The 18,871-nt window shown below is 44.1% G+C and carries 19 protein-coding genes and 1 pseudogene; 8 read left to right on the top strand and 12 right to left on the bottom strand.

What is annotated here, in order from left to right; genetic code table 11:
• Positions 1-30: 30 nt before the first annotated feature.
• The 4 genes from EXU30_RS18770 to EXU30_RS18755 form a co-directional block, all read right to left on the bottom strand.
• Positions 31-708 carry an alpha/beta hydrolase gene (locus EXU30_RS18770; RefSeq protein WP_130602629.1) on the bottom strand — a complete coding sequence of 226 codons (678 nt, stop codon included), beginning with the start codon at positions 706-708 and terminating at the stop codon, positions 31-33.
• A 109-nt stretch (positions 709-817) separates the two neighbouring features.
• On the bottom strand, positions 818-1,045 hold the full coding sequence (locus tag EXU30_RS18765; protein ID WP_130602627.1) for a DUF3389 family protein: 228 nt from the start codon (positions 1,043-1,045) through the stop codon (positions 818-820).
• Between the two features lie 78 nt (positions 1,046-1,123).
• A complete protein-coding gene (locus EXU30_RS18760) occupies positions 1,124-1,606 on the bottom strand; it encodes an FKBP-type peptidyl-prolyl cis-trans isomerase (RefSeq protein WP_130602625.1) in 483 nt (160 codons plus the stop codon).
• A gap of 114 nt (positions 1,607-1,720) precedes the next feature.
• Positions 1,721-2,932, bottom strand: a complete 1,212-nt coding sequence (locus EXU30_RS18755) for a lytic murein transglycosylase (RefSeq protein WP_130602623.1) — start codon at positions 2,930-2,932, stop codon at positions 1,721-1,723.
• A gap of 224 nt (positions 2,933-3,156) precedes the next feature.
• Here EXU30_RS18755 and EXU30_RS18750 point away from each other — a divergent pair, with 224 nt between their 5' ends.
• A complete protein-coding gene (locus EXU30_RS18750; RefSeq protein ID WP_130602621.1) occupies positions 3,157-3,516 on the top strand; it encodes a DUF2750 domain-containing protein in 360 nt (119 codons plus the stop codon).
• Between the two features lie 92 nt (positions 3,517-3,608).
• A complete protein-coding gene (locus tag EXU30_RS18745) occupies positions 3,609-4,262 on the top strand; it encodes a hypothetical protein (protein ID WP_130603623.1) in 654 nt (217 codons plus the stop codon).
• A gap of 56 nt (positions 4,263-4,318) precedes the next feature.
• Here the strand turns inward: EXU30_RS18745 and EXU30_RS18740 are convergent, their stop codons facing one another.
• Positions 4,319-5,266, bottom strand: a complete 948-nt coding sequence (locus EXU30_RS18740) for a chemotaxis protein CheV (protein WP_130602619.1) — start codon at positions 5,264-5,266, stop codon at positions 4,319-4,321.
• 184 nt (positions 5,267-5,450) lie between these two features.
• On the opposite strand from EXU30_RS18740, the gene EXU30_RS18735 reads away from it, so the two are divergent.
• The 4 genes from EXU30_RS18735 (at position 5,451) to EXU30_RS18720 (ending at position 8,472) form a co-directional block, all read left to right on the top strand.
• Positions 5,451-6,014 (top strand): LON peptidase substrate-binding domain-containing protein, encoded by a 564-nt coding sequence (locus tag EXU30_RS18735; protein ID WP_130602617.1) that lies wholly within the window; start codon positions 5,451-5,453, stop codon positions 6,012-6,014.
• A gap of 156 nt (positions 6,015-6,170) precedes the next feature.
• Complete coding sequence (locus EXU30_RS18730) at positions 6,171-6,791, top strand: sigma-70 family RNA polymerase sigma factor (protein WP_423213388.1); 621 nt, start codon at positions 6,171-6,173, stop codon at positions 6,789-6,791.
• Positions 6,784-7,485 (top strand): ChrR family anti-sigma-E factor, encoded by a 702-nt coding sequence (locus tag EXU30_RS18725; RefSeq protein WP_130602613.1) that lies wholly within the window; start codon positions 6,784-6,786, stop codon positions 7,483-7,485. Before EXU30_RS18730 ends, EXU30_RS18725 begins: the two co-directional genes overlap by 8 nt.
• A gap of 813 nt (positions 7,486-8,298) precedes the next feature.
• Complete coding sequence (locus tag EXU30_RS18720; RefSeq protein WP_130602611.1) at positions 8,299-8,472, top strand: hypothetical protein; 174 nt, start codon at positions 8,299-8,301, stop codon at positions 8,470-8,472.
• Between the two features lie 327 nt (positions 8,473-8,799).
• Here EXU30_RS18720 and EXU30_RS18715 read toward each other — a convergent pair whose 3' ends face one another.
• The gene (locus tag EXU30_RS18715; RefSeq protein WP_130602609.1) at positions 8,800-9,771 is read right to left on the bottom strand and encodes a 1-aminocyclopropane-1-carboxylate deaminase/D-cysteine desulfhydrase; all 972 of its coding nucleotides are present in this window, start codon (positions 9,769-9,771) and stop codon (positions 8,800-8,802) included.
• 587 nt (positions 9,772-10,358) lie between these two features.
• Here EXU30_RS18715 and EXU30_RS18705 point away from each other — a divergent pair.
• Entirely contained in the window at positions 10,359-10,784 is a 426-nt protein-coding gene (locus EXU30_RS18705) for a YccF domain-containing protein (protein ID WP_130602607.1), read from the top strand.
• Positions 10,785-10,900: 116 nt separating this feature from the next.
• Here EXU30_RS18705 and EXU30_RS18700 read toward each other — a convergent pair whose 3' ends face one another.
• Positions 10,901-11,572, bottom strand: a complete 672-nt coding sequence (locus EXU30_RS18700) for a substrate-binding periplasmic protein (protein WP_165399052.1) — start codon at positions 11,570-11,572, stop codon at positions 10,901-10,903.
• A gap of 325 nt (positions 11,573-11,897) precedes the next feature.
• Here EXU30_RS18700 and EXU30_RS18695 point away from each other — a divergent pair.
• Positions 11,898-13,405, top strand: a pseudogene (locus EXU30_RS18695) (leucyl aminopeptidase family protein).
• Between the two features lie 257 nt (positions 13,406-13,662).
• Here EXU30_RS18695 and EXU30_RS18690 read toward each other — a convergent pair.
• The 5 genes from EXU30_RS18690 to EXU30_RS18670 all read right to left on the bottom strand — a co-directional run bounded on the left by EXU30_RS18690 (position 13,663) and on the right by EXU30_RS18670 (position 18,788).
• Positions 13,663-14,754, bottom strand: coding sequence for an alkene reductase (locus EXU30_RS18690; protein WP_130602603.1), 1,092 nt, complete (start codon positions 14,752-14,754; stop codon positions 13,663-13,665).
• 67 nt (positions 14,755-14,821) lie between these two features.
• Positions 14,822-15,940: an alkene reductase gene (locus EXU30_RS18685; RefSeq protein WP_130602601.1), complete on the bottom strand. Its 1,119-nt coding sequence runs from the start codon at positions 15,938-15,940 to the stop codon at positions 14,822-14,824.
• Positions 15,941-16,128: 188 nt separating this feature from the next.
• Positions 16,129-17,022 carry a LysR substrate-binding domain-containing protein gene (locus EXU30_RS18680; protein ID WP_130602599.1) on the bottom strand — a complete coding sequence of 298 codons (894 nt, stop codon included), beginning with the start codon at positions 17,020-17,022 and terminating at the stop codon, positions 16,129-16,131.
• 83 nt (positions 17,023-17,105) lie between these two features.
• Positions 17,106-17,846 carry a hypothetical protein gene (locus EXU30_RS18675; protein WP_130602597.1) on the bottom strand — a complete coding sequence of 247 codons (741 nt, stop codon included), beginning with the start codon at positions 17,844-17,846 and terminating at the stop codon, positions 17,106-17,108.
• Positions 17,847-18,041: 195 nt separating this feature from the next.
• Positions 18,042-18,788 (bottom strand): TIGR00266 family protein, encoded by a 747-nt coding sequence (locus EXU30_RS18670; protein ID WP_130602595.1) that lies wholly within the window; start codon positions 18,786-18,788, stop codon positions 18,042-18,044.
• Positions 18,789-18,871 lie beyond the last annotated feature (83 nt).

Here is an 18,871-nt window from a genome sequence, read left to right as displayed (position 1 = left end):
TACTGGCTATTTAACAGCCTGATACTGGACTTAGCTTAGCATGTCTACGATCCATTCACCTATGGTAGTTAGCTGCTGTGGCAACACACTATGCCCCATTGGATAAGTTTGCCATTGACTGGTGTAGCCAGCTTTAGCAACGGCATCATACGCCATTTTTCCAGCAAATAAGGGGACGACTTCATCTTGTTCGCCGTGATGTTGCAAAATTGGTGTAGCACGATTAGCGTCAGCTAAATCTTGGGGTAATTTGTCACCCGCTGGCAGGTAACAAGATAACGCCATGATACCGGCTAGCGGTTTATCAAAGCGCAGCCCTGTGAAAAGGCTCATCACCCCGCCCTGACTAAAGCCAGCCAAGATAATTTTGTCACTGGCAATACCTTGCTCTATTTGCTCGTTGATCAAGGCGCGTACTTTAACCTCTGACTCAAGTACACCTTGGATATCGGCTCTATCATGCAAGTCCATGCTCTTGATGTCGTACCAAGAGCGCATAGTCATACCACCGTTGATTGTAACCGGCTGCTCTGGCGCGTGGGGAAACACAAAGCGAATGGCATGGTTGGCAGGTAAATTTAATACAGGTACCACAGGCGCAAATCCCGCGCCTGAGTCACCTAAACCGTGTAGCCAAATAACGCAGCACTGTGCTGATACACTTGGTTCAATAATAATACGGTCATGAAGTTGTTGTGTGGTAGACATTGATACTTCCCTGATTTTTTATTTTAGTAATGACTATTTTGAATGAGTTATTTTAATGACTATTTTGAGTAGCTAATTTTTATAACTGAGGACGAGTAAATTACTCAGTTTATAAGGCATCGAGTCCGGTTTCTGCCAGCACCTGTTGAAGCTGCTCATCGTCGTCAAGGCTGACGCTCCAGCGCACTGTGCCGGCATCAGCAACGATGACACGCCCTTGACGGTATATGGTTAAATCATCAACGCTTGCCGCCATGACTAGGTTGCTTTTGACGATGCGGCATTGGACTTCTTGGGCGGTGACAATCAAACGGCCTTGAGAAAAAGAAATGATCATAGATGATTGCTGATACCTAAATTAATGGTCAGCTTAGCTAGCTGACCATTGTAAACAAATAAATCTCAAATTGAGTTGCTAGTGCTGATGGCCACCAACACCATGGGCGTGACCGTGGGCAATTTCTTCGTCAGTCGCAGCACGAGCTGACACGACTTCGATATCAAATCTTAGGTCACGACCAGCAAATGGATGATTCAAATCCACCGTCGCCATAAACTTACCGACTTTAACTATGGTGACCTGCCTTTGTCCCTGATCGGTATTAACTAAAGCTGACATACCTGGTTGCCATTTATCAGCGCCGGTTAAGTGCTTTAACGACACTCTTTGCTCGGCATCAGGGAGGCGCTCACCATAGGTATCTTTTGCAGCTGGGGTAATTGAAAACTTATCACCAACATTTTTGCCATGAATGGCATCTTCAACACCTGGCATCATATTGTCATGGCCATGCAAATACGCGATAGGATCTTGAAGCACGCTTGATTCAATCACCTCGCCTTGTTCATCTTTTAAGGTGTAGTGAAACTGCACTACCATATCATCTTCAATTTTCATCTTTTGTTAACCTTGGGCTTACGCCCCAACCTTAATTGGCAAAACCCACGACTACAAAGTCATGGGTGGGTTTAACACTCTGTTAGGCGAGTGTAAGCCACTCGCCACTCAATTTTAATAGCTTACACCTAAGGCTTCAAAACTGTCTTTATCAGGGAAGCCGTCGGCAACCAAGCCTTGGCTACGCTGAAATGCTTGCAAACCGGCAATTGAATTACGACCTAACACGCCGTCAGGCTTACCAACATCAAAGCCCTTATTATTAAGCGCTTGTTGAAGCTGTTTTACTTTAGCGCGCGACAATCGCTGATGTTTTGGTGGCTTAACCGTCATCGGCGCGGCGCCGTTGATTCTATCGGCAAGGTGACCAACAGCGATGGCATAAAATTCAGAGCGATTCCAACGCATGATCACTTTAAAGTTGTCATAACCTAAAAATGCCGGGCCTTTGTGCCCTGCTGGCACGTACAAAGCTGCATCCATGTCTGGTGTAGCAAGCGGCTTGCCTGACACTTGAGTCAGCTGCTTTTGCGCCCACTGTGTTAACGGCATAGTGTTTTTTACGCCTAAGGCGCTAAAGTCGTAGTTTTCTGGCAATAAAACTTCACGACCCCAACGTTCATTGGCTTTCCAGCCTAATTGCTGCAAGAAGTTAGCTGCAGAGGTTAACGCATCTTCAGTGCTGTCCCACAAATCCGCCTTGCCATCGCCATTACCATCAACGGCATATTTCAAATAATTGGTCGGCATAAACTGGGTATGCCCCATAGCGCCTGCCCATGAGCCAACCATTTTTTCGTCACTAAACCCGTATTGCTGCTTCAAGCGCAGTGCTTGCATTAGCTCGCCGGTAAAGTAATCGCTGCGTCTTGGGTCACACGCCAAGGTCGCCAATGAATCGAGTACAGGCATTTTACCTTTGTAGCTACCAAAGTTAGTTTCAAGGCCCCAAAACGACACGATATATTGCCCAGGAATGCCATATTGCTTGGTTAACTTATCGAGCAAGTCTTTATGCTCGCGCAGCAATTTACGCCCTTGCTGAACACGCCAGTCGGTGACGCGCTTACCAATATAGTCTCCAAAAGTGGTAGTGAACTCAGGCTGGCGTCTATCAAGCTCAATCACTTTAGGGACGTATTTTAAGTTGGCAACGCTTGAATCAATAATGGTCTGGCTAATACCTTGCTGCTTAGCCGTGCTTTTTAACTCAATGACACATTGGTCGAATTCAGGTGGGTTTGCTGCATCAGCAGACACGCTCATTGCCAATAAAGCGGGCGCTACGAAAACAGATGTAGAGGTTAGAAGTCGCGTTTTTGCCATGAGGCCATTCTTATCTTTTTGATCAATGGCAACATCGTGACCGATCAATTGTGACTTCTCAAGCCTTCATTCCATTAATTTTTCAACATTATTGCCATCAGGTTAAAACTCAACCTCTATCCACAACTTTAAATGCAATTTGCCCTTTCGCTAATCAGCTCTTACCGTATAATGATTGCTTAACTTATAAAGAATGCGTCTGCATTTAATCAAAGAGAATAATCATGACTGAACAATCAGCCACACTGACTGGGTTTATTGCACAAGTAAAAGAGCACCAAGTAATTTGGGCGCTACAAGACGAAACAAATGATGGCTTTGTAGTTTGTGATTCATCAGAGTATGAAGACACTGATGTCATGCCACTTTGGTCAAGCAAAGATGCGGCGCAGTCTCACTGTACTGAAGAATGGGCAGATTACAGCGCTGTTGAAATCAAACTTGGTGAATTTTTAGAGTACTGGGTAGGTGATTTAAACGATGATGGCGTGCTCGTTGGCATCGACTGGCAAGTAGATCAAGACTGCGAAGAGCTTGACCCTATCGTACTTGCGAAGTCACTGGTTGATGTTGAAGAAGAGTAATCAGCACTTAATTGCGTATTACTTAGTTCTTAGTGCTTAGTTCAACCTAAATGCTGGTAGCAACTCGCTGCCAGCATCAAACACCCTACACTATGTCTATTCATCCTATCGACGTCCCATTCAATAAACGCCACCTATGCTGGTTTTGCGAAGAGCCAAGCAATCAAACGTTCGAGTATTTGCGCCTACCTCACACGCCGCACCCATCATTGGCAATACCTGCTTGCAATGAATGTAAGCAATTAGCCAAAGCCAATATGCTCACCAGTATTTGGGATTGCCGCGCGGCAGTGAAAGATCAACTGATAATTAAATATCAAAAGCATTTAGCAATTGGTCACAACTGGACTGAGCAAGAGCTTAAAGAATCAGAGTTTAGCTGTAAGGTATTTGAAGGCTTTAAAAACAGCGCCTGGATGATGTACAACATAGCTAAAGATAGAGTAAACGCTAAGGGTTGGCAAATTAGTATTGATGAGCAACCTATTAGTGAAGAACATGACTACAGTGCGCTGCAAGCCTTTAGCTTCGATGACATTGAGTTCAGCTCCATTACCCAAGCGATTAGCCATTACAGTAAAACCCTGGGCGTCTCGAGTGAATTTGTCACTCAGTTAGTGTCGGTGCTGGGCAAACAGCAATTTGCTAAAGCATTAACACTGGCAAGACTTAATATTGGCGTCACTAAAGGTCGACAACGGCAAATCATTCAAGATGTCATGCATGAGAAAGATGCACTCAGCTAGCTTGATATGAGATTGCGTGGTGTGAGGTTGCTTATTATGGGTTAGCCAGCTCACTACTAGTTATCTGCCAATACCTGCTGCATACGCTCTTGCACCACACTCACCAATAAGTCTGGCTGAAACTTAGAGATAAACTTATTACAGCCCACTTTTTCAACCATGGCATGGTTAAAGCTACCACTCAATGAAGTATTCAATGTGATATAAAGTGATGCCAAACGATTATCGGCGCGCACCTCGGCCGTAAGCTTATAGCCATCCATTTCAGGCATTTCAGCATCGGTTATCATCATCAACAGCTCATTAGGTACATCCTTGCCCTCATCCGCCCAGCCTTTGAGCATGGTTAATGCTTGCAGACCATCAGAGGCTTCAATAATCTCGATGCCAAGTTGTCCTAAGGTATCTCGCACCTGGGTACGCGCTGTGGAGGAATCATCTACAATCAGCACTTTTTTACCCATCAGCTCAGGCAGTAATTGCTCATCAAGCACACCTTCTGACAGCGTGATGTCATAATCGATAATTTCAGCTAGCACCTTTTCAACATCGATAATTGACACTAATTGCTGAGCGCCATCGTGATCGACTTTGGTAATAGCTGTAAGGTAGTTGTGCATACCTGCAGTGCGCGGCGGCGGCATAATATCGCCCCACGTCATATTAACAATGTGCTCAACTTTACCGACCAAAAAGCCCTGCACACTGCGGTTATATTCAGTGATAATTAAATTGGTGTCACCGTCATAGGGCTTAGGCGCAAAGCCAATGGCCTCGCGCAAGTTAATAACCGGAATGGACATACCGCGAATATTCGCCACCCCAGCGATATTAGGGTTGCTGCCTGGCATAGCACTGAGCTTAGGTAGGGAGACGACTTCTTTAATTTTGAATACGTTTAACGCGAATAACTGCAAGGTGTTTATTTTAAACAATAGTAACTCTAGGCGATTTTCACCCACTAATTGCGTTCTTTGGTCGACCGTATCCAGCACATTGTTCATTATTAGTATCCGACTATATTACTCAGCGACATCATTTGCTCCCTAATTATAGTGTTATAAAACACTCAATTGCCATTAACTGAGCTGCTAAACGCGTGTTAAATCTCAGTTACGTACAAATCCAAATTGGCAAACATAACGTATTAATTTGCGAAGTTAAAAAATGAAGTAGTAAGAGAGATAAATGAATATTGCCTTGTTTCCACTATCTATTTGTATATTGCCCAATGGTTACACTCAGCTCAGAATTTTCGAGCCGAGGTATTTGCGTATGATCAGTGAGGCGATGAAGCAACAACGCCAGTTTGCAATGGCAATGGCCAACAAAAAAGGCTCACTACTGCGCTATGCGACGATTGTTACCATAGTGGATTTTGACAACCTTGAAGATAATACCTTGTCAATCACCATCAAAGGTGAGAGCTTAGTCGCGATACAGGAAACTAAGCGTGAACCCGATGGTTTATTAGTAGCAAAAGTAAGTGAGCATACCGCCTGGCAAGCGACCCCTATACAATCTAATGATGGACAAGAGGAAGTATTAAAGCAAAAACTCGTCGAGTTATTCGAGCAATATCCGCAACATCGCGATCTTTACCCTCAATGCCAGTTCGACGATATCAGTTGGATTTGTCAGCGTTGGTTGGAAGTATTACCGCTAACTGCAGAGCAAAAGCAGCAATGTATTGGGGCTAATAGTCATATCGCGGCCCAAAGCCTTATTAATCAAATAATTTTATCAGAATAACTGATCCAATTTTAATTGCATGCGTATTGTAGGTTAAACGCGACACATGGATTTAATCGCTTTGAGCGCTTTAACGGTGAAAATATGCAATTAAACTCTTCTAGAACAAAGCAAATTGGTTATGATAAAGGTAAGTATCAGCAACCGATTAGAGCTATGCAGACAACAACTGCGATGGATAACAAGTCTAAAACCGACGCTGCCAATGAAAAGCAAAGCGCGCAGCAAAATGCAATGCTAGCCGAATGCATGCAGTGTATCGCTGAGCACCAGGACAAAGCAGCGTTTGCTAAGTTATTCGCTTTTTTCAGCCCCAAAATCCATTCATTTGGTGTGCAGCGATTAAATCAGCAAGGTTTAGCCATGGATTTAGTGCAAGAAACCATGACTCGAGTTTGGACCAAAGCTCACCTGTACAACGCAAGCAAAGCCGCTGTGTCTACTTGGGTGTTTACCATAATGCGCAACCAGTGTTTCGATATGCTGCGCAAGGTACAACATAATCGCGAAGACGCATTTGGCGACGACATATGGCCTTTATTTGAGTCAGACAATACCAGTGAAGAAGATGACGATTTCATGTTATCAGCATCTCTGCTCAAACATGTGGAAGCACTACCCGCACTTCAAAAACAAGTGGTGCGCGGGATTTACCTTCAAGAGCTAACTCAGCAGGAGCTTGCAGAGAAATTGCAAATTCCAATTGGCACCGTTAAATCTCGATTACGCCTTGGGCTTGAAAAGTTAAAAAGTTTTATGGAGCATCAAAATGATTAATTTCCATCCTGATCAACAAATGCTGTTACTACATGCCGAAGGTAAGCTTCCATTGTCTCTGTCAATTGCTGTGTCAGCTCATCTTGAATATTGTGGTAAATGTCAGCAGGAGCTAGCAAGCGCTCAAGCCAAAGCTACCAACACATTTTTGAGCGACGACGCGTTAGCTGTCGAATCTCAACATGGTAACGAGCAATCAGACGCGGCTCAAACTAATGCAGATCTAGACAGTATGCTTGACGCAATGATGTCCGGACTTGACGATTTGAAAATTGACGATATCCCAAGCGTCGAGGAGCCATTAACTGTAGAGGTTAAAGGCGAGCAATACAGTTTACCCAGGGTGTTTAAAAACCAACTATTGAGCGAATGGCAAGGTATAGGTAAGGTGACCCGCTCAAGGTTAGATACCGGCGAAGGCAAAGCACGAGCTAGTTTGCTGCACATAGACGCCAATGGTGAGATCCCCCAGCATACTCACAAAGGTACTGAGATCACTTTGTTGCTCGCCGGTGAATTTAGTGACGAATATAACCAATATAAGCCTGGCGACTTAATGGTTATGACGCCAGACCATCAGCATTCACCTAAAACGATGGAAGGATGCTTGTGTTATACCGTAGTCGACGCGCCACTATATTTTACCAAAGGTATTAGTAAGCTGCTCAATCCAATTGGTGAGTTAATTTACTAAAAGGCTTACATAAACGCAGCAACTACAAACTAGTGAAATAACTTAGTTAAACGATTTCGTTTAAGACACCGAAGGTTGGTGAACTGAAAACAGCAGGGTTAGCCTGCTGTTTTATTTTATGTACACAAAGTTCTTGCTTGCGTAAGGTATATTGCTTATTATCCGTACAAGTTAGTGACATTTGTGAAAATTCAACCGCGTAAAATCCTATCGGTTTACCCTCAAGCTTGTCGAAACTTCAGCGTTAGCATCAATTGCCTGCCCCGAAAGTATGTGCCGTTAAACGAGTTAAGCCTCCTTGCAGCCGCCCCCTAGTTGGATCAGCTGAATGCATCGAGTACATGTTAGTTTTTACTAAGCACTGCAGTCATTTGATTGTCACAAAGCTGTGATTAACTAGCATACGTTTAAGTTAACGCTTGCCCCAAAACTGGTGGCATTAAGCGACCGGCATTTGTTGCGAGTTGGTATGGCAAGAACTAAGGCAAAACGAAGTTTGCTTTAGCTCACAAATTGCATACTTTTACGCCACTGCTATGCAGTTTTACTAGTCAACCAATGAGGTTTACGGTAAATAACAATAGCTGAAGCGTTAAGCCGACTAAAGCGTCATAGCGATGAGTAAATTGGAGCGATATTAAGCCTGGGGCTTGATTAAGCTTCGTTAACTTAAAGCAAAATGGGTTGCTCGACAAAGCCACTGTACGCTAACTTAGATTAAATCATTCATTTTCTGCAGCAGTTATTGCTAAGGATATTTATTGTCAAATTTACTCACCTAAGGGTGAAGGAATAAAATAAGGAGTGTGGCCTATGTCATACAATCTAAACGGACATGAAATCGTAGTAGACTTTCCAGTTGACTCTATTTCATCAAACAAAAACTCAATTGCATTTACAGATCGTAAAGGCAAAACAAAACAAACATTTACCAAGCGAACTGAAGCGCTTAGATTTATGAAATGGTTGATTAGCACAAATAAGTAGTTTCAATTCACTATTGACTACAAACTCGCTAACACCGACTCATAAACAACGAAACAAAAATACAAACGTTAAAGCTAGTAATCCATTTCGAAGCTAGCCAAACGATTCCAAATTGCTCTGTTAACGATAAACGCATTTCACGGTACATTCCTCTCATTTACCGCCGTTTATTAAAACAGAGCAAATGTAATCAAAATTTTTTCTTAACTATCACACCCAAGTCTTAAGCATTATCTCCAAACCCATTGCTAAACTAGTTCGATTCAAACTTTCTCGCTGAAGCAGCTCATCAATTTTGTACATCGACAATTCTTAATATGCCTTTGGTCAATCCGGGTATTTGCGCTGATACCTCGGCAGCATGGTTTCATTACCTTTTAAGCCACCTTGATGAATATACATGATAGGACGATTGCCTATGCTGGACTTGCCCTGTTCAATTTGACAGTGACTTAAGTAGTGCTTGAGCACCAAGAAACCGATTGGGTCATATAGCAGCTCAAACTCAATACCGCCTTCATTAACCTCACGCCAGATGTCATAACACTCGCGATAGAGCTTACCAAAATGATATTTTTTGCCATTGGACAAGATAGTTGGGAGCTCGCTTGAGTTGTCAGTTAATTGCATAAACTGCTGCTTCAAATAATCTGCGCTGCCAACAGTGGCGCAAGTAAACACCTTAAAATTATCGGCAATATGTTGCTGCACAAAATATTGCTGTAGGTACAGGGCTGTGGTGCCAGTACCGGCAGGCAGAAAAATATCTAACTGTTGAATTGAATTGTCATTCGCCCAACTCACAATTTCTGCGCCAAGCTTAGCAACACCAGATTGAGCATACTCACAACGCCCACCTTCAGGTACATGCAGCACCTGTTCTTGCCCCAAGCGGCTTTGATAGTCTGCCGCTATCACTGCCACCTTATCATCTAGGTTATCGGCTTTAATATGCGCGTATTGAACATGGTCACTCACGCTTATCACCCGAGCGCCATTATTAAGCGCAGCTAGATAGTTACCGCGAGGGTTTTGTTTCACGTAACTAGGAATATGGTCGACAAAAAAGTCTAACTGCCAACCCTTACGTTTTGCCAACTCAGATAGCGAATACAAGGAATTGGCCTGCGCACTGCCGCTGCCAATCACATGGGTGACCTCAGGGAATTGATCATAGAAAAAGTAATCAAACTTGCGGGCTTTATTGCCGCTAAATGCTTCATCCAGTAAATCATCACGTTTGATATAAATGGTGCGCTGCTGAAACAGCATAGTGTGTACTGGGCTTGGAGAAAACATAAATGAGACCAAAAATGAATGACGAAAATTAATCGAAGGCTGAGCCACACTCAGCACTAGGGCCTGTTGATCTTTCAAGATTATTTTTGCAGCTGCTTGTTGGAAATTTATACAAGGCAACGACTTTGATGTGTGGTTGCTCCACATGATAAGTCGTTAACGCAGTAGAAATGACAACAAGCGCTGCCTGAAAGGTTCGGTTAAAAGCACCTGCGCCCTTAGCAAAGAGCTTAGTTTGTTGCGAGCCCTGTTGTTAAAATCAATAGGTTTAGGTGACTAGACGTCATCGCTCGCGTCGCGATTAAAGTGCTTTTAATTCGAACAAATTCTAATCAGCAAAGATCAACAGACCCTAGCCATTTTAACTAAAAGTTAGTGTGAAATCGCAGATCAATTTATTGTTGCAATATAACGGCTAGGCTTCAAACTCTTAGACAGACCAATAAACGCAATAATATCAACACCTTGCTACAAATGGATAATTTATTGCCACTGTTGGCACACTTATCGCATTTACGTTAGTACCTAGTCCTAGCATCCAGTCTAGTGATTGGTTTTTACTCTACTTTTATTCGACAAGGAGCAATATGAGTATTTTAAGGCTTATTTTTAATATCGCATGGTTTGTAATGGGCGGCTTTATTATGGGCCTAGCGTGGTGGCTAGTGGGTGTGCTTTGTTTTATCAGTATTATTGGTATCCCTTTTGGCCGAGCATGTTTTGTTATCGGTGAAATGGCATTTTGGCCATTTGGTCAAGAAAGCGTTAACCGCAAAACCTTACGTGGCGAAGAAGATTTAGGTACTGGCACCATGGGGCTTCTAGGTAATATTATCTGGCTAGTGTTCTTCGGGATCTGGTTAGCACTGGGTCATTTAGCGTCCGCACTGGCTTGTGCTATTACCATTATCGGTATTCCGTTCGCGGTGCAGCATTTCAAATTGGCACTACTGAGCCTAGCACCAATAGGACAAACGATTATCAATAAAGATCAGGTAATCCACCGTATCTAACGCTCGACTCGCTTTGTGACTGTAATAGGCAAAGCTAAACAAATAAGGCCTGGCTTAATGCGCCAGGCCTTAGTGATCAACAACTCTCAAAACTCACATCACTCCTTCAATAAAAACTAATTAGCTTTCAAACGTAGCAATTGTTCATCAACAATGGCTTGCACATCAATGTTTGCCAACCCCTGATTAACCTTATCACGCCATAATCTACCAAATGCCGAATTATCAAAAGCAATGTGTAAGTGCTTGTTCTCCAGTATTTTGTCGTCAAGCTGCAACTTGTCAATGTGCTGTTTCACATAAGGGTCTGACTTGAGGTATTCAAATACATGCTTATCAATGACAATTGCATCTACCCTACCCGCCAGCAACACCTGAATTGACTGATATTCAGTTGATGTTAACTCCACCCGCTGCTTACCTGAAGCAATATTATCGTCAATTACCTTAGTATTAATGTAACCAGTATTCACGCCGAGTGTGTATTGAGTTAGGTCATGCTGAGTTTGCCATGAAATAGGCTTACCTTTAATAAACAATAGCATAATTGGACTTTGCCCAATGGGGTCAGAAAATATCAATTGCTCACTTTGGTATTGATACTCAGGGAGATAGCCCACTTGTTTGCCGCTGTTCACTAAGCGAATCGCGCGATTCCACGGCAGGTGATGGAACTCTGGTTCGATATCTATGGTGTTCAATGCTTGCTTAACTACCAATGCTGATATGCCTTTATCCGGCAAAGAGACGCTAGTAAATGGCGGCCAATCTAGCATCGACAGCTTCATCTCCTCCGCCACCAGCGCGATAGGCTTTATAACTATTACTGTAATTAACAAAATAAAAGCAAAACCACGGGGCATACACACCTCGAACATTGTTATATTTTGGTTATTTAAGCTTAGGCTATTTCCTCATGATTAAGTAATACCCGTTACTACCTCTGTTCAACTTAACTCGCAAACGGCTACGAAATATGAATTTACACTTAACGTCTTCGTAAAGTTTCAGCAATTGATTTACATTGCCATTGAGGAATCGTTATATTCTGCGCACTGATGCAACCAACAAACTCCAATTAATAAATCAAATCAATAAGGACAGGACCGTTCAATGAAAGCCAAGCTAACTATGTTATCTGCCGCGCTACTTACCCTTAGTTTTTCTCACTCAGTCTCAGCAGAGACGTTTCAATTCTCCAACCAAGTTAACGCTAAGTCAGATACCCTGGTGGTATTTAAAAGCGAAGGCAACACCACAGGCTTTAAAGATTTTGACTCGAAAACGAATGGCCAGCTTAGCCGCGCATTAAATGCCAATAAATTCGACGCCAGCTTTAATTCATTTGTAGAAGTCATCGCGCCAAACCAACTGAGTTTTGACCGCGTGTTAGTCGTAGGTTTAGGCGACAAGCCACTGAGCAAAGCAGAGCTGACCAAACTAGGTGGTAATATCGCAGGTAAACTAGGTGCCAAAACCATTGCCGATGTGTCAGTAGCTGCTGAGCATTTAGATGTAACTCAAGCATCTTATATCGCCCATGGTATCAAGTTACGTTCATACAACTTTGATAAGTACAAGCAAGAAAAGCATCAAGCTAAGACTTACACCTTTGATGTTGCAGATGTAAAGCAAACCCAGTCTGCCTACAGCACGCTCGAGCATATTCAGTCAGGGGTATTTTTAGCACGCGATTTAACTAACGAAGTGCCGACAGAACTGACCCCAAAGGACTTTGTCGCTGAAGCTAAAAAACTCAAAAAATTGGATGTAAAAATCAAAGTGCTTGAGCCAAAGCAGATCAAAAAGCTTGGTATGAACGCCTTGGAAGCTGTCGGTCGCGGCAGTGTCGATGGCTCACGTTTAATCGTTGCTCACTATAAAGGTAGTAATGACGCACCAATTGCTATCGCGGGTAAAGGGGTGACCTTCGACTCTGGCGGTATTCAAATTAAAACTGGCGAGCATATCGTGCGCATGAAGTCAGACATGGCTGGCGCTGCAGCGGCGCTTGGTACTATTAAAGCATTGGCGGCGATGGAAGCGAAAGTAAACGTGGTTGCCGTGATGGGTATCGCTGAGAACATGGTATCTGAAAAATCATTTATCCCGGGTGATGTGCTCACTACTGCTGAGGGATTGAGTGTTGAAATTACCCATACCGATGCTGAAGGCCGCTTAGTGCTAGCCGATAGTATGTGGTATGCACGCGAGCACTTTCAGCCAAGTGTGATGGTCGATATTGCTACCCTGACTGGCGGTAAATATCGCGCGCTAGGCACTAAGTGGGGCGGAATTTTCAGTGACAGCGATAAGCTAGTATCTGAGTTTAAAGCCGCCGGCGAAGCCGTAAATGAACCTGTTTGGCACCTACCGCTAGGCTATAAAGAAATGCTTGAAAGCCCAATTGCCGATCTACGCAACACAGGTAAAGGCGGCCCAAGTGGCACTACTGCGGCGACCTTCTTACAACAATTTGTCGGTGATACCCATGGCTACACATCGACATGGCAGGTAACGCATTAGCATCATCTGCAGAGGGTGAAGTAGCTATTGGTGGTACAGGTTATGGTGTAAGGTTGCTCACCGAATGGGTACTTAACCAACATCAGGCTAAGTAACCTGCATTCGAGGTAAGTTGTATCGAAACTGATTAGCCAACCACATTAGTGCGTATATTTTGAGGGGAAATTAACTTTGGAGAAGCAAGCCTCTTTAGCAGGGATGCTAAAGCGGAGCCATCATGGACGATTTTACGGCGACTTGCGCGAACAACGTTTATTTACCCCAAAGTTGACGGGGCGATTATAAACGAGCAATAAGCAAAAGCCCTGATCTCAGATCAGGGCTTTCATTTTATGTTTGAAAATGGGGCTAACTACGCCGAATAGTTGGGGTAATCGATGTAGCCCTGTTCACTGCCACCATACAAACTCAATCTGGCATCTGCATCAAACTCAGCTAACGGCCAGCCTTGCTTGAAGCGCGCCACCAAATCTGGGTTAGTCACATAAGGTGTACCGAATGCACATAGGTCGATTAAACCTGACGCCAATAACTGCTGTGCCGAGTCTTTAGTTAGCTTACCTGCGACCATAATCGCACCTTTATATTCATCTCTTAGCGTCTTTCTAAACTCATCTGGTACTGGCAAATAGTTAGAAATATTCTCAGATAAATGTAAATAAGCTAACGGTTTTACGGCAAAGTGCTTAGCTAGTTCAATCACCAACTGTTCGATTTCATCATCAACCGAGCCGTCACCTTCCATCACATGTGGTGATAAACGTACAGCAACGCGATCACGGCCAATGGCTTCTCCCACAGAATCAAGAGTCTCGATTAAAAAACGCAAACGATTTTGGGCACTGCCGCCATACTCATCGGTGCGCTGATTACTGGCTTTACGCATAAACTGATCAAACAAGTAACCATGAGCGCCGTGAATTTCAACGCCATCAAACCCCGCCTCGATACTATTTTTCGCAGCCTGAACAAAATCAGCAATGGTTTGCTCGATATCTTGCTTAGTCATCGCCCTCGGCAGACTGGTTTCAATCATGCCAAAACCACCTTCAGCTAGCGGGCCAAAAACTTGATCGGGCACTTTTACCGCTGATGCTGACAGTGGCGTTTCACCCGCAATAACCTCATGACTGCGGCGACCAACATGCCACAGCTGTATGTAAATTTTACCGCCTTTTGCGTGCACAGCATCAGTGACTTTCTTCCAGCCATCGATATGTGCTTGAGTGTATATACCAGGTGTCATTGAATAGCCGCGGGCGACATCTGACACTGGCGCGCCTTCGGTAATAATCAAACCAGCATTAGCGCGCTGGGCATAGTAGGTTGCCATCATGTCATTCGGCACATCACCAGGTTGGCTGGTGCGCGAGCGCGTCATTGGTGCCATGGCGACGCGATTATCGAGCGTCACAGGCCCTAGTTGAAATGAAGAGAACAGCATTAATAAACCTCTTTTTCTTTAAATAGCTCGTTAAATCGTTATTTAACTAATCTTTGAAAACTTTAAATTAGACAGTCGCGGATGCGTCTGTATCAGAAAATCTTGGGTAGTCACTTAACCCTTTTTCACCACCGCCGAATAAGGTGTTAGGATCATGGCTAGCCCAAGGCTGTGAGTGCGCTATTCGCGACACAAGATCAGGGTTGGCAACAAATGGTCTGCCAAAGGCAATCATATCCGCCACGCCAGACTCAATGGCAACGCTAGCTCGCTTAGCATCATATTTACCAGCGTAAATAATGACCCCGTTAAACGCATCGCGTAACTGCTGTTTAAACTCAAGCGACATTACTGGCGCATCATCCCAATCCGCTTCGGCAATATGCATATAGGCAATACCATGCTTATTCAAAACTTTTGCCGCCGCAACATAGGTTTGCTCAGGGTTATCGTCAACAGTGCCATTAAGCGTGGTCAAAGGCGCAAGTCGAACGCCGATTTTTTCTTTACCTACGGCTTGTACTAAAGCATCAACAACTTCATCTAAAAAGCGCAAACGATTCGCTAAGCTGCCGCCATACTCGTCAGTACGAGCATTTGACTGTGAATCCACAAATTGATTGACCAGATAACCGTTAGCACCGTGTAGCTCAACGCCATCAAAGCCAGCCTCTATGGCATTTAGCGCCGCTTGCTTAAACTCAGCGAGAACAGCTTCAATGTCTTGTTTGGTCATTGCGCGAGGCTCAACCACATCAACAAAACCCGGCTCATTTGTACCATTATCGATAAACACTTTAACGTTTTCTGCTTTGATAGCAGATGCCGAAATAGGCTGCTCACCGCCAATATTGTCTGGATGGGTAACCCGACCAACATGCCATAACTGGGCAAACATCACACCGCCTTGCTGGTGCACAGCATCGGTGACTTTACGCCAGCCTTGAACTTGCGCAGGTGTGTAAATACCCGGCGTCCAGGCGTACCCTTTAGCGATAGGGGAAATTTGCGTGCCCTCGCCTACAATGAGTCCAGCACTGGCACGTTGCGCATAATAGGTTGCCATCATCTCATTGGCGCAGTCGCCAGGTTGAGTCGCCCTAGAGCGTGTCATAGGTGGCATTACAATGCGGTTAGCTAGCGAAAAGTTACCCAGTTTAATTGGTTGTAGCAGTTTTGCAGGCATAGGATCTGTCTCTTTATTTGCTCTAATTTAGATTCAAAATCTAACTAGCGATCAATTGAATGAGACTGAGTTTACCGGGATATTCAAAACGCAAAAACCACAAAAGTCACAAATAACTTTTGTGAAAATAACAAAAATAGACAGAGTTGTTGCAAGGCTCACAACAAATACCGATGATGAGGCAAGGGTTACAGCGCCAATCTTGGTTTGATGAATTCAATAAATGCTGAAATACGGCTCGATACCGCTGAAGAGCGATAATAAACCGCGCTGACATTTTCTCTATCACTGTTGGCAATCAACTTATCTGCCAACACAGATACTAACTTGCCTGAGGCAATATCGTTCGCCACCATAAAGTTAGACAGACAAGCAATGCCATTGCCTGCCAAAACAAGCTGACGCATGGTTTCACCATTGCTGCAACTAAGCTGCATTTGCCCTGCTTGTACAGCCGATTCAAAGCCCGGTAAAGGCCATATGTTTAGCTGCTTAATATCGCTAAAGCCAATAAGCTGATGCTGACTTAACTCCGCCACGTCATTAAGGTTGCCATACTTTTCAAGATAATCAGGCGCTGCAACCAAATGCAACTTGCTTTTACCAAGGCTACTGGCATGCATACTCGAGTCATGCAGGCGACCAATACGAATAGCCAGATCGGTGCGGTTCTCAATTAAATCAACATAGCCTTCATTTGACGTCAGTTGCAGCTCAATATCAGGGTAAGCTTGTCTAAACTCGGCGACTAAAGGCACTAACTGATGCAGCACAAATGGCGTAGCGGCATCAACTCTTAATTTGCCTGCAGGCTTGTGTCCAAGGTTGATCACAGCTTGCTCTGCCAGATCAACCTGATTTAACGCTTGACGCACTGAATGAATAAACTGCTTGCCCTCTTCTGTCAGCTCGATTTTACGCGTAGTACGATTAATCAAGCTCACCCCGAGAGTAGACTCGATTCGACTGACACTGCGCGAGACTTTAGCGACTTGAATATCGAGTGCATTCGCTGCAGCGCTAAAGCCGCCATGCTCAGCAACAGCGATTAAAATAGTTAGATCTTCAGAGCGGTTTAACATAATGACCTTTTATGTTTGTCGAACTTTAAATCGGCAACAGTATAAAACAAGTCAACTCTCCAATTTAAGATAATGTATAGAGCTTAATTGTTATTTATAACATGCTGAAAGTTAGCTAGCTTGAGTAACACTTGCTTTGCATCATCAGATAAAGGAATGTCAAACTCGTAGCGGCCATGGCTTGCACTTAAACTGTTCAACTGCAGTTTATTGGTTGCTTGTAATAAGGTTATCACTTGCTCAGGGTCGGCGAATGTCACAGACTCGTCGGTGCGAACGGCATAAGTAGCAGTTTTACCTGGCAAGGTGACATGCACAAACTCACCATTCACTTTACCTCTTACCGTTTTATCGCGATAGCCTCTTCCCCCAGATAACCCATAGGCAGCTTTCTCATGGGTTAAGCTAAGTAAATCAGTATCGCCAGCCAACACTTGTTCAACTGCGACGCCAAAACCCAGCTTTAAGGTTAATTCAGGAGCCAAGGTAGGCTCAGCCTTACCGCTGTGCTTTGCGCTCGCAAGCTTTGATTTGACCATTTTTACTTGCGGAATAACTGAACCTGAGATTATCACTTGTTCATAACCACCTGAGTCCCAATTAGCAAAGCGGTAGTTAAGCTGCACACGCGCCTGAATATTGCCTGTCACATCCAGAGTGCAACTTAAAGCAGGCGCCTGATGACAGTATTGCTCAATATCTGACTGTGCTATGCCTGTTTTAATTGCCAAATATTCACTGTTATCGCTAGGGTAAGCATCAATTTCGTTAACAAAATTTGAAGTGCAACCAGCCAGAGTAAGCGCAGTTAGAGCAAGAGTCATCCTCAAACCCAAGCGATACTGTACCAATCTACCTTTCATCAATAGCATCATTTGATTCCCATAAACCTACTAATGATAAAAGCTTCACATATTCGGCAGCTCAACTCCGTTCTTGAAAGCACAAAAAAGGGCTAAGCAACTGCTTAACCCTTTAGTGTTTCTTTTAGCACTTCGCTCTACCGTAGTGTGGCTGACTTAGCCTTTATCGGCGTGCAGGCTTGGCGCGTGGGCAATAATACGATCCGCCATACGCGAGAATGGCAAGCTTTGTAACCATACCGTGCCGTGACCGCTTAGTGTCGCTAAGAATAGCCCTTCACCACCTAAAAACATCGACTTAAGTGAGCCTGCGCGTTCAATGTCATAATCTATGCCCGGCGTGAAACCTACAAGACAACCGGTATCGACTCTTAAGGTTTCGCCGTTGAGTTCTTTTTTAATTAAGGTGCCACCTGCGTGAACAAACGCCATGCCATCACCGCTTAGCTTTTGTAAAATAAAGCCTTCGCCGCCAAAAAAGCCTGCTCCAAGTTTACGACTAAACGTCATCGACACCTGCGTGCCCAAAGCTGCAGCTAAAAATGCATCTTTTTGACAAATAAGCTCATTGCCATGCTCAGCTAAATCAATAGCGAGAATCGTACCTGGGTTTGGCGCAGCAAACGCCACTTTGCGCTTTTGCCCACCTTGGTTACTAAAGTGCGTCATAAACAAGCTTTCGCCGGTTAACATACGCTTGCCTGCGCCCATTAACTTACCGAAAAAGCCCGATTCCATTTCAGAGCCATCTCCCATCTTGGCTTCAAAATTTATATCTTGCTCCATGTAGCTCATGGCGCCAGCCTCGGCGATAACTACCTCGCCTGGGTCTAGCTCAACTTCCACCAGCTGCATGCTGTTGCCAATGATTTCATAATCGACTTCATGACAGGTTTTAGACATTTTTCACTCCTTGAGTCTGAATTACTTGCACTACCATAACTGACAAACTGAGCTGTGGCTAACCTTATAATCCGTCATTCTCG

This window comes from Shewanella maritima, from assembly GCF_004295345.1.
Taxonomy (GTDB): domain Bacteria; phylum Pseudomonadota; class Gammaproteobacteria; order Enterobacterales; family Shewanellaceae; genus Shewanella; species Shewanella maritima.
This window is presented reverse-complemented; position numbering and strand designations above follow the sequence as displayed.